General features: G+C 35.8%; 9 protein-coding genes. 7 read left to right on the top strand and 2 right to left on the bottom strand.

The window, feature by feature from the left end; genetic code table 11:
• The 5 genes from HNS38_RS21105 to HNS38_RS21125 all read left to right on the top strand — a co-directional run.
• Positions 1-5,090, top strand: a 5,090-nt coding sequence (locus HNS38_RS21105) for a T9SS type A sorting domain-containing protein (RefSeq protein WP_172346641.1), incomplete at its 5' end; no start/stop codon positions are given.
• A gap of 388 nt (positions 5,091-5,478) precedes the next feature.
• Complete coding sequence (locus HNS38_RS21110) at positions 5,479-5,721, top strand: hypothetical protein (RefSeq protein WP_172345908.1); 243 nt, start codon at positions 5,479-5,481, stop codon at positions 5,719-5,721.
• A 63-nt stretch (positions 5,722-5,784) separates the two neighbouring features.
• Positions 5,785-9,981, top strand: coding sequence for a two-component regulator propeller domain-containing protein (locus tag HNS38_RS21115; protein ID WP_172345907.1), 4,197 nt, complete (start codon positions 5,785-5,787; stop codon positions 9,979-9,981).
• A gap of 209 nt (positions 9,982-10,190) precedes the next feature.
• The gene (locus tag HNS38_RS21120; RefSeq protein WP_172345906.1) at positions 10,191-11,411 is read left to right on the top strand and encodes an L-serine ammonia-lyase; all 1,221 of its coding nucleotides are present in this window, start codon (positions 10,191-10,193) and stop codon (positions 11,409-11,411) included.
• Between the two features lie 118 nt (positions 11,412-11,529).
• Positions 11,530-11,973: a WG repeat-containing protein gene (locus HNS38_RS21125; protein WP_172281249.1), complete on the top strand. Its 444-nt coding sequence runs from the start codon at positions 11,530-11,532 to the stop codon at positions 11,971-11,973.
• A 5-nt stretch (positions 11,974-11,978) separates the two neighbouring features.
• Here the strand turns inward: HNS38_RS21125 and HNS38_RS21130 are convergent, their stop codons facing one another.
• Both HNS38_RS21130 and HNS38_RS21135 read right to left on the bottom strand, forming a co-directional pair.
• Positions 11,979-13,007: a quinone-dependent dihydroorotate dehydrogenase gene (locus HNS38_RS21130; protein WP_172281247.1), complete on the bottom strand. Its 1,029-nt coding sequence runs from the start codon at positions 13,005-13,007 to the stop codon at positions 11,979-11,981.
• Positions 13,008-13,064: 57 nt separating this feature from the next.
• Entirely contained in the window at positions 13,065-13,508 is a 444-nt protein-coding gene (locus tag HNS38_RS21135) for a DUF5606 domain-containing protein (protein WP_172281245.1), read from the bottom strand.
• Between the two features lie 129 nt (positions 13,509-13,637).
• Here HNS38_RS21135 and HNS38_RS21140 point away from each other — a divergent pair, with 129 nt between their 5' ends.
• A complete protein-coding gene (locus tag HNS38_RS21140) occupies positions 13,638-15,158 on the top strand; it encodes a sugar transferase (protein ID WP_305847159.1) in 1,521 nt (506 codons plus the stop codon).
• A gap of 3 nt (positions 15,159-15,161) precedes the next feature.
• Positions 15,162-15,560: a VanZ family protein gene (locus HNS38_RS21145; protein WP_172281243.1), complete on the top strand. Its 399-nt coding sequence runs from the start codon at positions 15,162-15,164 to the stop codon at positions 15,558-15,560.
• Positions 15,561-15,576: the final 16 nt, after the last annotated feature.

A 15,576-nucleotide genomic window follows, 5' to 3' on the forward strand; every position in this document is an offset into this window, starting at 1 on the left:
TAGTTCGTGACGCAAATAATTGCGAGACAAGCGAAACTATCAGCATTAGTCAACCAGATGCAGAACTAAGTTTCACAACAACTCTAACAGATGTACTTTGCTATGGAAACGCAACAGGAGCCATAGAAATCACTGCAACAGGCGGAACAGCAAACTATGAATTCAGTATCGATAATGGAGGAAGTTTCCAAGCGGAAAATAGCTTTGATAACTTGTTAGCTGGTGAGTATGAAATTATAGTTCGAGATGCCAATAATTGCGAAACAAGTGAAACCATCAGCATCAATCAACCCGATGCAGAATTAAGTTTCACAACAACCCTAAGCGATGTGCTTTGTTACGGCAACGCCACAGGAGCCATAGAAATCACAGCTACAGGCGGAACAGCAAACTATGAATACAGCATCGATAATGGAGGAAGTTTCCAAACGGAAAATACTTTCGAAAACCTATTAGCTGGAGATTATCAAATTGTAGTTCGTGACGCAAATAATTGCGAGACAAGCGAAACTATCAGCATTAGTCAACCTGATGCAGAACTAAGTTTCACAACAACCCTAACAGATGTGCTTTGCTATGGCAACGCCACAGGAGCCATAGAAATTACAGCCACAGGCGGAACTACAGACTACGAATACAGCATTGATAATGGAGGAAGTTTCCAAGCGGGAAATAGCTTCGAAAACCTATTAGCTGGTGAGTATGAAATTATAGTTCGAGATGCCAATAATTGCGAGACAAGTGAAACGGTAAACATCAGTCAACCAGATGCAGAATTAAGTTTCACCACCACCCTAAGCGATGTGCTTTGTTATGGCAACGCCACAGGAGCCATAGAAATCACAGCCACAGGCGGAACAGCAAACTATGAATACAGCATCGATAATGGAGGAAGTTTCCAAACGGAAAATAGCTTTGATAACTTGTTAGCTGGTGAGTATGAAATTATAGTTCGAGATGCCAATAATTGCGAGACAAGTGAAATGGTAAACATCAGTCAACCAGATGCAGAATTAAGTTTCACCACCACCCTAACTGATGTGCTTTGCTACGGCAACGCAACAGGAGCCATAGAAATCGAAGCAATTGGAGGAACAGCAAACTACGAATACAGCATCGATAATGGAGGAAGTTTCCAAGCGGAAAATAGCTTCGAAAATCTGATGGCTGGAGATTATGAAATTATAGTTCGAGATGCCAATAATTGTGAAACAAGTGAAACTATCAACATCAGTCAACCAGAAGCAGAACTCAGTTTCACCACAATGCTAACCGATGTCCTTTGCTACGGAAACGCAACCGGAGCCATAGAAATCACCGCAACAGGCGGAACAACAAACTATGAATACAGCATCGATAATGGAGGAAGTTTCCAAACGGAAAACAGCTTCGAAAATCTAATGGCTGGTGATTATGATATAGTTGTTCGAGACGCTAATAATTGCGAAACAAGTGAAACAGTAAACATCAGTCAACCAGATGCAGAATTAAGTTTCACCACCACCCTAACTGATGTGCTTTGCTACGACAACGCAACAGGAGCCATAGAAATCACCCCAACAGGAGGAACAGCAAACTATGAATACAGCATCGATAATGGAGGAAGTTTTCAAGCGGATAATACTTTCGAAAACCTATTAGCTGGTGATTATGAAATAATAGTTCGTGACGCCAATAATTGCGAAACAAGTGAAACCATCAGCATCAATCAACCAGATGCAGAACTCAGTTTCACAACAACCCTAACAGTTGTCCTTTGCCACGGTAATGCCACAGGAGCCATAGAAATTACGGCAATAGGCGGAACAACAAACTATGAATACAGCATCGATAATGGAGGAAGTTTCCAAACAGAAAATAGCTTCGAAAATCTAATAGCTGGGGAATATGAAATTATAGTTCGTGACGCCAATAATTGTGAAACAAGTGAAACAGTAAACATCAGCCAACCTGATGCAGAATTGAGTTTCACAACAACAATAACAGATGTGCTTTGTTATGGAGAAGCCACAGGAGGAATTGAAATCACAGCCACCGGAGGAGTCACAGATTATGAATATTCCATCGACAATGGAATCACTTTCCAAGCTTCAAATATTTTCACAGGATTATTAGCTGGCGATTATGAAGTCATGGTAAAAGATGCCAACCAATGTGAGTCAATGAGTATGGTGAGCATTTCAGAGCCATCCTCAGCTTTAAGTTTTACAACAACAATAACAGATGTCCTTTGTTTTGGAGAAGCCACCGGAGGAATTGAAATCACAGCTTCTGGAGGAGTCCCAACTTATGAATACTCCATCGACAATGGAATCACTTTCCAAGCTTCAAATATCTTTACTGACTTAATCGCAGGAGATTATGAGGTGATGGTAAAAGATGCTAATACTTGTGAATCTACGAGCATAGTGAGTATATCTCAGCCAGATGAATTAGCTATTTCTGCTGATTTAGTTCATATTGCTTGCTTTGGTGGGAACGATGGGGAAATACTGATTTCTGCAAACGGTGGAGCAGAGGAATATCTATACTCCATAAATAATGGACTGGATTATCAAAGCTCAGCTGTTTTTACAAACTTAATAGCTGGTGAATATTATATTCGAGTTCAAGATGCCAATGCATGTGAGGCTAGCTCTATTGAAGTACTCACAGAACCTGCTTCCTTGCCAAATGTTTCTTTTTCAGGTTTGGATAGTCATTATTGCTCCTATGATGAGCCCATCGTCCTGATCGGTAATCAGGCTCCAATGGGAAGCTTCGAAGGTGAAGGTATAACAGATAATGGTGATGGAACGGCAGTGTTTAGTCCAGAATTGGCTGGCACAGGAAATCATGAAATTATATATTATTATACAAGTCCCGAGTCTTGTTATAATTTTGAGATGCAAAATACTAATGTTTCTTCTCCAACGGTAGTTTCTATAGAAGGTCTTAGTGAACAATATTGTTTGAGCACAAATGATATTCTAATTACCGGAAGTGAAGCTCCTTTAGGTGAATTTAGTGGTGTTGGTGTTTTGGATAATGGAGATGGAACGGCATGGTTTAGTCCTTCCACTGTTGGTGTTGGAGCAGAACATATCATCATTTATCAATTTACGAATGCAGATGGATGTTTTTCAGAGGTCGAAGTTCAAACACAGGTTCTTGAGGATCCTATTGCCATACAGTCGGGTTTGTTAGCTCAGTATTGTATTGATTCCGATGATGTGATCATAACATCGAATGATCCTCAAGGAAATTTCTCGGGCCCTGGTATTATTGACCATAATAATGGAACAGCTACTTTCAGCCCTGCATTAGCAGGTGTAGGAGGTCCTTTCGAGATTGAATATGTATTGACCAATGATATTGGTTGTCAGGCAGAGGATATACAAGAAGTCACCATTTATGATTATGTAGAGATTAGTTTTGCAGGTCTAGATGACTTTTATTGTTCAAATGCTAATAGTGCTATCATAACGGGTAGTGAGGCTCCATTTGGTTATTTTATGGGTTCTGGTGTGCTTGACCATGGAGATGGAACGGCAGAGCTTAATCTTTCTAGTCTGCCAGTTGGTGGCCCCTACGATTTGGCATATTATTATGCAGAAGCAGGGGGGTGTTTGAGTGAATATCATCAGGAGTTTACGGTTGTTGAGGCAGAGAGTATTGATTTTTCTGGTCTTGAGATGTCGTATTGTTTTGCAGATGAAAGCCATCAATTAATAGGCAGCCATGCTCCTGAATGCTATTTTGAAGGGAATGGAATAGAGCAGCAATCTGATGGCCATGCTTGGTATAATCCTAGCTTAGTGGTAGCTGGACAAGAGGATACCATCACTTACTTTTACGAAAATGAGAACCTATGTTTGAGTAATACTTCACATATTACTTTAGTGAAAGAAAATCCAGTTGCTGATTTTGAGTTTGCTTTATATCAGTGTAATGATGAAGCAGTATTTATGGATCAGTCTTATTCTGCCAATGGTGAAATTGTTTCCTGGAACTGGAACTTTGGGGATATCTACAGTGGGGCATTTAATAGCTCCAATTTGCAAAACCCAGTGCATGAGTTTGTGACGAATTATTCCACATTTAATGTTCATTTAGAAGTGGAGGATGAAACAGGATGTTATGGCGATATTATAAAGCCATTAATTCCATACTCTGGCGTTACCATTAAAGGAAATGTATCTAAAACCAATGGTGAGCCTATTGAAAATGGTTATGTAGCCGCTTTCTATTTGTCAGATGGAGTTTTATCTGTTTTTGCTGACTTGACCCCAATACAAGAAAATGGAGATTATGAGTTTGTAGGAATGTCTTCTTGTGTGGAATATTTGATACATGCCATACCTAATAAATTCGATTATCCATTTGTATTTCCTCGTTGGTATGATGATGCTTTTTATTGGACGGATGCAACAGTTGTTTCGGCTTCTTTAGGAAATGAAGTTATAGAGCATGTTGATTTTAGTTTAGTAGATCATAATCCAATACCCAATGGTCCTTCAAGTTTAAGTGGAGGCGTATATTACCTCAATTCTAAAGGAGAGCCGGTGAAGAATGTAGATGTCATACTTGAATTTGATGCTGCTGATGATAAAATAAGTGATGTGAGCAGCTTTGAAATATCTGATGAGGAAGGGCAGTGGAAGTTTGATAATCTACCTAATGGTAATTTTAAGGTAAAAGTGGATATGCCTGGTTTAAGAATGGATTCTGTATATCAGGTAAGTATCAGTACTTCGGAAACTCATATTACTGACCTGAACTATTATGTGGATACCTTAAGTGGGATTTATATAATCTTCACAGGCATAGAGGAGCTTAATCAACAAGCTTTTGGTCAAATAGATATTTACCCCAACCCAAATGAAGGTCATTTTAGTTTAGCCGTGAGTAAGACAGCTGGACAAGTGGAGATAGAAGAGATTGAAATTTGGGATTTAGAAGGTCGATTTATAAGAAGGATTTCTGCAAATTATAAAGGTCTTCAATATGAAGCTGAACTTGATTTCACCGAACTGCAATCCGGAGTGTATCTGTTAAAGCTAAAGAATGGAGAGGAGATAGGCTTGAGGAAGTTTGTCATACAGAAATAGTGTTATGGTCGAATTTAATTTTTTAAAGATTTCTAAAGTCTATTATAAGGTTTCTTTAGTGAATTGAAATATCATGGTAAACCGTGATGAATTATTCGGCTGAAATATTTAACTTTGTAATCCTTTAATTAATGTGCAATTATAATGTTGCTAAGGGAAAAGATGAGTGTGGACTGAGGAAGTTCATTGTATCATATAAACTTGCAAAGGTTTATACATGCGACAGTAAAAAGCTTGGGTGAGATCCAAGCTTTTTTGTTATCTCAATAATGTATCTAAGACTGAAAACTCACGGTAAACCCTGAGAGAAGGAAATCACGGTAAAGGGGGAGTGCCATTATTTTTATTGGGTTTACATTTGTTATTGAACTATTAAAATATAATGATTATGGCGCTCACTATTATATATTTGTTAAATAGAACTTTAGGAAGGGCCATGGAAGGGTACAATGTTCAGCTTCTATGGCTTTGTGAAGGCGATAAGCCTATTGTATTTGAGTCCTACTCTAATCATTTAGGGCAAGCTATCGTTTCGCATCCATTCCATGGAAAGGTTAAGATTCTAGTCGATGGTGAAGATTATGGATTTATGGAAACCCCAGGAGTGCATACTGTTATTATGGAAGAATAATTGTTTGAATTGTTTTATGCAAATGAAAAAATAGTAAATTGTATTCCCTAAATAAAACGAATCATGCATCCTCTGATTAAGTATATTCTTCTGGTTTGTATTGGCTTACAAAGTATATTTTTATATGCTCAGGAGGCACAGTATTTCCGTGAAGGTTATACCGTTAAAAAAGATTTGTACTCAAAGTTTGATAATTATACTACGGAGGATGGTTTGATTAGTGAAGATGTAAAATTAATACTGCAAGATAAACAGGGTTATATGTGGTTTGGCACATCTGAAGGACTTAGTAAATACGATGGTTATGATTTCACCAATTATCAAAATAATCCTAATGACAGCTCTTCTATATCTGACAATTTTATCACAGCTATTGAAGAAGATATTTATGGTGATTTATGGATAGGAACTAAAAATGGACTGAATAAACTCAACCGATCTGAAGGGTCTTTTTATAGATTTTATGCAGAGACTGGAGAGAAAAATGCTTTGCAAAATAACTATATCAGTGATTTGTTATCAGACTCCTCAGGAGTTTTGTGGATAGATACTTATGAGGGCTATCTTCACAAATTTAATATAGAGGATTCTACTCTTAAGTTTTACAAGCATCCTCCATCTCAAAATGACATTTATTTTATACATAGGTTATTCAGAGATGGAAATAAGATTTGGGTTTGTTATAAAAATAAAACCCAGATTTTTTATATTAAAGAAGAGAAGTTTGAATTATTTGAAGATCGGGATATTAAGTTGGTTAATATGGGGAATAATAGTTGGTTTCATTCTTATTCATCTGTTTTAAAGGATAATAACGGGACTTATTATATCGGAAATGTCCATAGTAAAACGCTTATTTATGAACCCCAAAAACAAATATTAAGAAATTTGCCGTTTGCATCTATATATTATATGCTAAAGGGTACGAATAATCAAATATGGTTGGGAGGCTATACTCTTGGCCTAGTTCAGTATGATATTAGTAAAAACAAATTCACCCAATATAAGCATACTGATGATAATCCATATTCAATCGCGGATAAAAGAGTATGGGATATCCTAGAAGACAAAAGAGGAAATATTTGGATAGCGACTCCCTCAGGGGTCTCTAAATTAAGCCCACAAAAACAGGCCTTTCAACACATTAGGCATATTAGTAATGTTGAGGCATCCATCATTGATAATGATGTAAAAGATGTGATTCAAACTAATGACAGTAATATTTGGGTTGCTACTTCTAATGGTATTAGTGTTTTGAATAAGAACAAGAATAGTGTTAAAACATATCGACATGATCCCCAAAACAAAGAAGGTTTACTAAATGATAAAATTAAATGTCTGTATCAGGATAAGGAGGAGACGATCTGGATAGGTGGTTGGACAGGTCAGGGGATGGATTTTTTAAGGAACGGTGAAGAAGAATTCAAGCACTACTCCATCTCGGAAAAAAAATTCAATGGATATGATTGGTATGTCGATTTTGCAGAAGCAAATGATGAGCTCTTTGTAGGCTTTTTTGGAGCAACATCACTTGCGAAATTTGACAGGAATAGTTTAGAGTTATATGATTCCTTTAATAAAATTGGAATTAACACTAAAACGGATGTGCCAATTATTCAATCGTATAAAAATTATCTTTTTTCTCTAAATTTCGCCTTTCTCAATTTTGACAAAAATAAGCATGGGGCATATAGAGACCTTAATGTTAATAAGAATATGTTAAATGCAAATTCGGTGCATTTTAAGACAATTAATCTAGATAAAACGGAAAGACCAAATGGATATGAGATTATCAATGGAAATTTATTTGCATATACTAATTTCAACCTTTGGACCTTTGATGACATTAATGAGACCTTTACTAAAAACTTAAGAATAAATCAGGAAGTTAACAGCATTGAAAAAGCAAAAGAGGAGGACTGTATTTGGTTAGCCAATGAAAACAGACTGAAAAAGGTTAAGTTAGGACTTCAAGATCGTGAACTTAAAAGTATCAACCTTCCTTCAGAGATTACCGATTTATATTCATCTGATGATACTATTTATATTGGAACACAAAAGGGTCTGTATTTTGTAGCAGAATCAAAACTACAGAATTACAATGATCTTGTTCAGATAAAGGGGTTTGAGTCCACGAAAATTAATGAGATTATTATCAATAAAAATCGCTTAATCCATGTCTCCTCAGATAATGGTTTGTATATTTTGAATCAAAACAAAACCATAAAGAATTACCTAACAGCTGAGAATTCTGAACTCTCAAATGTAATTATTCACGATATTTTCATAGATAAGCAGCAAAATTTTTGGATTGGAACACAAGAGGGGCTTAATTTGTATGATGAGGAAGGTGGTAATTTTCAATCATGGTTTCATGATGAAATGGATCCCCATTCAATTTCAGGTAATACCATCTATTCCATAACGGAAAGAGATGATGGCTTATATCTGGGAACAAACTGCGGTTATAGTATATTCAATCTAAAATCAAATTCCTTTATCAGAAAATTTTCTGCCGATGAGAATAGTGTCCAGACTAGCTTAACCACTTGCTTGTTATCAGATTCCAAAGACAATATTTGGATTGGAAATGGGTCAAATGGGTATAGCGTTGACTATCTAAATACCGCAACAAATACGATTAAACACTATCATGATTTACCCTACGATTCTGCTTCCTACAAAGGGAAGGAAGCCAATTTTGTTTTTGAAGATAGCCAAAATAATATATGGATAGGTACAGATAAAGGTTTGAATAAATTCGATAGAAAAACAGAGACATTTAAATTGTTTTCTAAAGAAAATGGTATGCCTACTTCAGAAGTACTGGCGATGGAAGAAGATGATAAAGGGGTTTATTGGTTAGGCTCGAATGAGGGTCTTATAAAATTTAATGAGGAAGCTAATTCATTCAAACAATTCAGAACAAGGGATGGTATATCATCCAATACTTATAGCCAAAAGGCATCGGCTAAATTATATTCAGGGGAGTTGGTCTTTGGTTCCAGAAAAGGACTCACTGTCTTCCACCCCGATAGCATATATCCAAGCCCAATCTTGCCCAATCCTGTATTATCAAAGATGTATGTTTTCGATAGCTTAGCATTCGATGATTTATCAAATATCTCTGATGTGAAGCTTAGTGATGAACAAAATAACTTCACCATAGAGTTTTCAGTTTTAGATTATATCAATCCAGCAAAAAATGAATACTCCTATCGGTTGAAGGGGTATGATAAAGATTGGATAACTACCTCTTATACCAATAGAAAAGCAAAATATACTGACTTGCCCTATGGTAAGTATACTTTTCAATTATTGGCTAGCAATCAGGATGGTTTATGGACAGAGAAGCCTATTGAACTCGAAATAAGAATTATCCCTCCATTGTATAAAACCACAATAGCCTATGTTTTTTATATTTTAGTATTTATATTGAGTTCCTTCCTCTATGGAAACTTTAGGATAAGAAGAATAAAGAAGCATAATAAACAATTGGAGGAAACTATTCAATTAAGAACGGAAGAAATTGTCTCTCAAAGTGAGGCTTTAGGTGAGCAAAAAATAAGTGAATTCATTAAAGAAAGTAAACTAGAAATTGCTCAGCAAAGAATGATTGTGCAAGAAGAGGAGAGAAGACGGATTTCTCGTGAACTACATGATGGCGTTGGTGGCCATCTTACGGGGATTAAATTGTTTTTAGAGAATATTCAAGAAGAGGAGGAGTCTCACGATTTAAACCTTCTTTTGGAGGATGTAAAACGACTTTATCAGGAAGTCAGGAATCTTTCCCACGATTTATTGCCGCCTGAGTTTGAAGAAACATCTGTAAAGGAAGTACTCAAGGTTTATGTGGAGCAATATATGTTGCGTACAAATGTAGATATCGTTTTGTCTTTCCATCCCAAAAACCAGTGGGATAAAGTAGAACAGGTAGCTCAAGTCGATATTTATAGAACAATACAAGAACTATTGCAAAATGCCATAAAACATGCCGATGCTAGCGAAATTGAAATTGAAGTCACACGTCATGAAGATTATATTGGAATAATGGTAGAGGATAATGGTTCGGGAATGGATGTAAAGGCAGAGCATAATGGTAGTGGTTTGAGAAACCTGAGAAAAAGATTAGAATTACTCGGAGGGAAGGTTTTTATCGATAGCAAATTAAAAAGAGGTACTATTGTGAATATTGAAATTCCTAATGTGTTTCATGAGGATGAAATTGAGAATTCATACCCGCTTTTGTCTAAATCATAAATTCTAAAAAATGTTTTATCTACGATATCAAAACTTGCATTAGAATAAGTAAATAATCACTACTATTAAGTTTCCTTTGTACTATGAGGTAGGCTCTAGTTTTTTATAAAATGAGTCTAAGTTGTAGATTTAACCATTTAATAAGCTATTGAAATAAACTCTGTTTATCCTAGCTTTTTCCTAATTTAGCCGTTTCAAATACGAACAATATGGAATCCATCAGAGAAATATATAAAGTAGGAAAAGGACCATCGAGTAGCCATACTATGGGGCCTCGAAAAGCAGCTATTGCATTTTTATCAAAAAACGAAAAGTATTCAAGTTTTAAGGTGACTCTTTTTGGAAGTTTGGCATTAACTGGTAAAGGCCATTTAACTGATCAAGCCATTGAGGAGGTTTTTGAAGATAAAAAACTAGAAATTATTTGGAAACCTGAAGAAAGAAAAGAGTTTCATTCCAATGCCTTATTATTTCAAGCCTTTGACGAGAAAGATAGTCTACAAGCTGAGAATTTAGTTTATAGTGTTGGTGGAGGTAGAATAGTAAATGATGCCGATAAAGACGAAATGCAAATGGCTGCAAACCTTTATCCTTATCGCACCATGGCTGGGATATTAGATTGGTCGCAGCAAACCGGTAAATCCTATTGGGAGTATGTATTTGAGGTGGAGGATGACGATTTTAAAACATTCTTAGCTGATATTTGGACCCAGATGAAAGCCACCATCCGAAATGGTCTAGAAAATGAAGGGGTTCTACCTGGCCCTTTAGGTATTAGAAGAAAAGCCAGCTCTTATTATGTTCGTTCCAAGACCATGGGGCGTCATTTACAAAATACATCTAAATTATTCGCATTTGCTTTAGCAGTAAGTGAGGAGAATGCCAGCGGTGGAACTGTTGTAACTGCTCCTACTTGTGGTTCCTGTGGGATTTTACCTTCTGTTCTTTTGTTTCTTCAGGAATCTTACCAATTTACCGATCAAAAAATAATAAGGGCCTTAGCAACAGCAGGTCTTGTTGGGAATTTAATTAAAGAAAATGCTTCCATTTCTGGCGCTGAAGTAGGTTGTCAAGGAGAGGTTGGAGCGGCTTGTTCTATGGCTTCTGCCGCTGCCGCACAATTAGTAGGTGGAAGTACTGGGCAAATTGAGTATGCTGCAGAAATAGGTTTGGAGCACCACCTAGGCCTGACTTGTGATCCGATAGCGGGCTTAGTTCAGGCTCCATGTATTGAAAGAAATGCACACGGTGCTGTCAGAGCCATAGATGCCGCCAGCTTCGCTATTTTGGGTGATGGCACGCACTTGGTCAGTTTTGATGAAACCGTAGAGGCTATGAAACAAACAGGACATGATTTGCCTAGTTTGTATAAGGAGACTTCTCTTGGAGGTTTGGCCAAGTTTTCAAAGAGGAGAGAAGGTTATATGTAAGCCTTTTAATGTTCTATGCGGAATATTCATAAGGTTGTTTTTTGAATCTTGAAAATGAATTTTGAGCATTTTATAAAAATATTATTTTTGCAAGCCAAATTATATAATGAAATCTATTATGAAGAAATCACTTTTGTTCAGCTTAATATTTAGTCTTTTTGCTCTTGTTTCCTTTGGTCAAGATGTTTTTACCTCAGAAAATGATGAGGGTAAATGGGGCTTCGTAGATAATGATGGAAAAGAAGTCATTCCTCATGTTTACGAGAAAGCAGATTGTTTTTATATGGGCTATGCTTCGGTAGTTTTAAACGGAAAAATGGGTCTAATAGATCTGAAAGGAAACGAGGTGGTGCCATTTGAATATGATAATGACTTGATGTATTTTGAGGGTGGTTTAGCCGTGGTAAAGAAGGGAGAGAAATTTGGATATGTGGATTTAACTGGAAAAGTTGTTATTGAAATAAAATTCGACGAAGCCGAGGATGTTAACGATGGGAAATTGAAGGTAAGAATGGGTGAAAAATGGCTTTTCTTAGATAAAGAAGGAAATAAAATACAGTAATTATATTATTTCATTGATTTTAAAATCGCTTTATTAATTCTTTTGGCAATTCCTGGGCCTTCATAAATAAATCCTGTATAGACTTGAATTAAATCAGCCCCAGCCTCTATTTTTTCAAGTGCGTCTTTTGCAGTATGAATTCCTCCAACCCCAATAATAGGGAATGCTTTTTTACTCTTGGTAGCGAGGTATCTAATCACTTCGGTAGACTTGTTTTTTAGAGGAGCTCCACTGAGTCCACCGTTTCCTATCGATTCAAATTCGCATTCTAAGTTTTCGCGTGTAACGGTGGTGTTCGTAGCAATTACGCCGTCAATCTGGGTTTTCTTAATGATATCGATTACTTCATCAAGCTGTTTCTCGTTTAAGTCTGGAGCTACCTTAAGTAAAACAGGTTTACGTTTGGCTTTCTTATTATTGGCTTTCTGTACTGTAAAAAGAATTTCCTCTAAAAAGTCTTGATCTTGTAATTCACAAAGATTAGTCACATTGGGGCAACTTACATTCACCACAAAATAATCCACATAGGGAAATAACCCTTCGAATACAGCTAAATAATCTTGTACAGCTATATCATTTGGTGTTGCGGTGTTCTTGCCTAAATTACCTCCTATGATAGCCTTGGTTTTTCTCTTTTTTAAATTCTTAACAGCGAAATCGATACCGCCATTATTAAAGCCCATTCTATTGATAATCGCATGATCTTTAATCAAGCGGAATACTCTTGGTTTGGGATTTCCGGGCTGGGCTTTTGGAGTTACGCTACCAATCTCTATATGACCAAATCCAAATTCTGCCAACTCGTTAAACATTTGTGCATCCTTGTCAAACCCTGCAGCAATTCCAACAGGGTTTTTAAACTTGATGCCAAAGACTTCTCGTTCTAAGCGACTATCTTTAACTGCATAACATCCTCTCACTATGTTTTTAATGCATGGAATAGCAAATCCAATTTTCAAGGTCTTTTTGATCAAATGATGAACATTCTCAGCATACATTTGGAAAAGAACTGGACGAATAATGAGTTTATACATTTTTTGCAGTTTAAAAAACACAAGATTTTAATAGCTAAAATCTTGTGTTTATTTTTTTTATTTTTCTGTTGAAGTCTCTTCTTCAGAATTTGCTTCTTCTTCTTCTTTGGTCGCTTCTTCTAAATCAATCAGTTCATTTTCGATTAAAAGATTGTACCAGCTAATTAATTTCTTGATATCAGAAACGTATACTCTTTCTTGATCATAGTCAGGAAGTATTTCAAGCATCAATCCTTTTAACTCGTTTGCAGAACTTTTATGACTGATGGTTTTCTTTCCGTCTTCTTTCTTATAAATACTCTTAAGAACTTCTTTCAAAGGAACATCATCTAATTCAGTGAATATGCTAATCTCTTCTAAAGAGCTAATTCTTTCGTGTGAAAATGCAGGGATTCTTCTTCCGTCTAATAAAGATTCTACTATCAATCCTGATTTAGATTGAGAAATCATTTTGTGTAATCCGGGTTTACCGGCTATCGATAAAATTTTGCTTAAATCCATATGCTTTTTTTGATTTGTGCCTGCAAAAGTAGTAAAATTCGATAATTTCGAAATAGCCACTAATTATTTAACGTATAATAATTGATTTTTTTTCTAATTCACTACATTTGCAAGCAAATCAAAATCTCAATGAAGAAACGCACACTGATTTTTGTACTTTTTGATATACTCTTTGTATTTATTGCCTTTATGTTGGCTGCTTATTTTAAGACAGGCAAGGAAAAGGCGGTATTTAATTATTATTGGGTGCCTTTTTTAATATTTGAAGCGGTATGGATAGGTTCGTCTGTTATTTTTGGGAAATATCATCCTAATAAGGCTAAGAATAGCAAAGCTTATGTGTTGTCTATTATAAAAAGCAATCTCTTTATCCTATTTTCTATCACTTTTGTTATCTTTTTTGCTTCTTTGAGCTATAGTAGGTTAATGATTGTTTTAACAGTTGTCTTTGCAACAATTTTAGAGGGCGTAGCGAGTTCTTTCTTTGTTCACAACCGAGAATTGAATAAGGAAATGGATGACTTGGAGCGCTTTCAAAAGATTCCAAAATTCAAAAAAGAATATGAATATCCAACTTTTGATGAGCAAGCCAAGTCAAGCGAGGGATTGGAGCAAAAACATCAATTGATACAAAGTGAAGTGGGTAATGAGGTGCTTAAGTTTATTGATGAGCATATTCCTTTGGTAGACCCAAGTCTTATGTTGGTTTCCACTTCAACTAAATTCAATATTTATAATCAACCTAAGGCAGAGTATAACTCAGTAGTAAATTTAAAGAGAATCAATGATATTCTTCGAATCAATAAGTTTTTTGAAGCGGTGAACGCCAAGCTACCCATGGGAGGTTTGTATCTTAATTATGTGGAAACCTATACGCTCCGCAAACAAAGAATATTGAAAAAATTCCCACCGGGGATTAACTGGGTTGTATATAGTATCGATTTTGGTTTTAAACGTATTATGCCAAAATTATGGACTACAAAAAAAATATATTTTATTTTAACGAAAGGAAGGAATAGGGTGATGTCAAAAGCCGAAACTTTCGGTAGACTTTATAGTTGTGGATTCGAAATAGTAGAAGAAAAGTTGATAGGCTCTGATTTATACTTTGTGACGCGTAAGATTGCTGAGCCGGTATTTGATTCCAACCCAACCTATGGTCCTTTAATTAAACTTCGTCGCTTTGGTAAAGGAGGAAATAAAATTGGAGTTTATAAGATGAGGACCATGCATCCTTATTCTGAATATTTACAAGGCTATATTTACGATAGGAATAAATTACAAGATGGAGGGAAGTTTGCCGATGATTTTCGTGTGACATCTATTGGTAAATTTATGAGGAAATTTTGGTTAGATGAGCTTCCGATGTTCCTCAATGTGTTTAAAGGAGAGATGAAAATTGTTGGTGTAAGGCCATTAAGTTCCCATTATTTTAATCTTTATTCCGATGAATTAAAAGAACGTAGGTTAAAATATAAACCAGGCTTAGTTCCTCCTTTCTACGTAGATATGCCTGTGACTTTAGAAGAAATTATGGCGTCTGAAATGAAATACCTAGAAGCATACGAAAAACATCCTTTTAGAACCGATGTGAGTTATTTCTTTAAAGCATTTTATAATATTCTCATTAAAAAGGCTAGGAGTAATTAATTTATGAAGCAACTACTTCAACAAAAGAAACTATTTAAAATACTATTCTGGCTTTGGGGATTAACTATTTTTATATTGTCTTCTTTACCCAATATTCCAACACAAAAGATAAATATATGGAATGAACCTTTCCGTTTGGATTATCTGGAACACTTTGGAGTTTTTGCCATTTGGGGGACTTTCTTTATCGTATGGAAATCTAGTATCGATGGCGTTTTTCCATTTAGAAAATACTTTTGGGCAATAATTGGTTTAGTTATTTTTGCATGTGCCGATGAAATACATCAAATTTGGATTCCTGATAGGACATTTAATCCTTTAGATTTGATTTATAATGTGGCAGGTTTATTGACCACTTATTTGCTAGTTCCTGCTTTTTTGAAACAGATTTATAAAAAATAGCTATCTTCAAACCCTC

This window comes from Lentimicrobium sp. L6, from assembly GCF_013166655.1.
Lineage (GTDB): Bacteria > Bacteroidota > Bacteroidia > Bacteroidales > UBA12170 > UBA12170.

Bases quoted from the DNA above. Each gene is read 5' to 3' on its own strand.
- HNS38_RS21110 (WP_172345908.1), top strand. From the start codon at position 5,479: ATGGCGCTCACTATTATATATTTGTTAAATAGAACTTTAGGAAGGGCC.
- HNS38_RS21115 (WP_172345907.1), top strand. From the start codon at position 5,785: ATGCATCCTCTGATTAAGTATATTCTTCTGGTTTGTATTGGCTTACAA.
- HNS38_RS21120 (WP_172345906.1), top strand. From the start codon at position 10,191: ATGGAATCCATCAGAGAAATATATAAAGTAGGAAAAGGACCATCGAGT.
- HNS38_RS21125 (WP_172281249.1), top strand. From the start codon at position 11,530: ATGAAGAAATCACTTTTGTTCAGCTTAATATTTAGTCTTTTTGCTCTT.
- HNS38_RS21130 (WP_172281247.1), bottom strand. From the start codon at position 13,007: ATGTATAAACTCATTATTCGTCCAGTTCTTTTCCAAATGTATGCTGAG.
- HNS38_RS21135 (WP_172281245.1), bottom strand. From the start codon at position 13,508: ATGGATTTAAGCAAAATTTTATCGATAGCCGGTAAACCCGGATTACAC.
- HNS38_RS21140 (WP_305847159.1), top strand. From the start codon at position 13,638: ATGAAGAAACGCACACTGATTTTTGTACTTTTTGATATACTCTTTGTA.
- HNS38_RS21145 (WP_172281243.1), top strand. From the start codon at position 15,162: ATGAAGCAACTACTTCAACAAAAGAAACTATTTAAAATACTATTCTGG.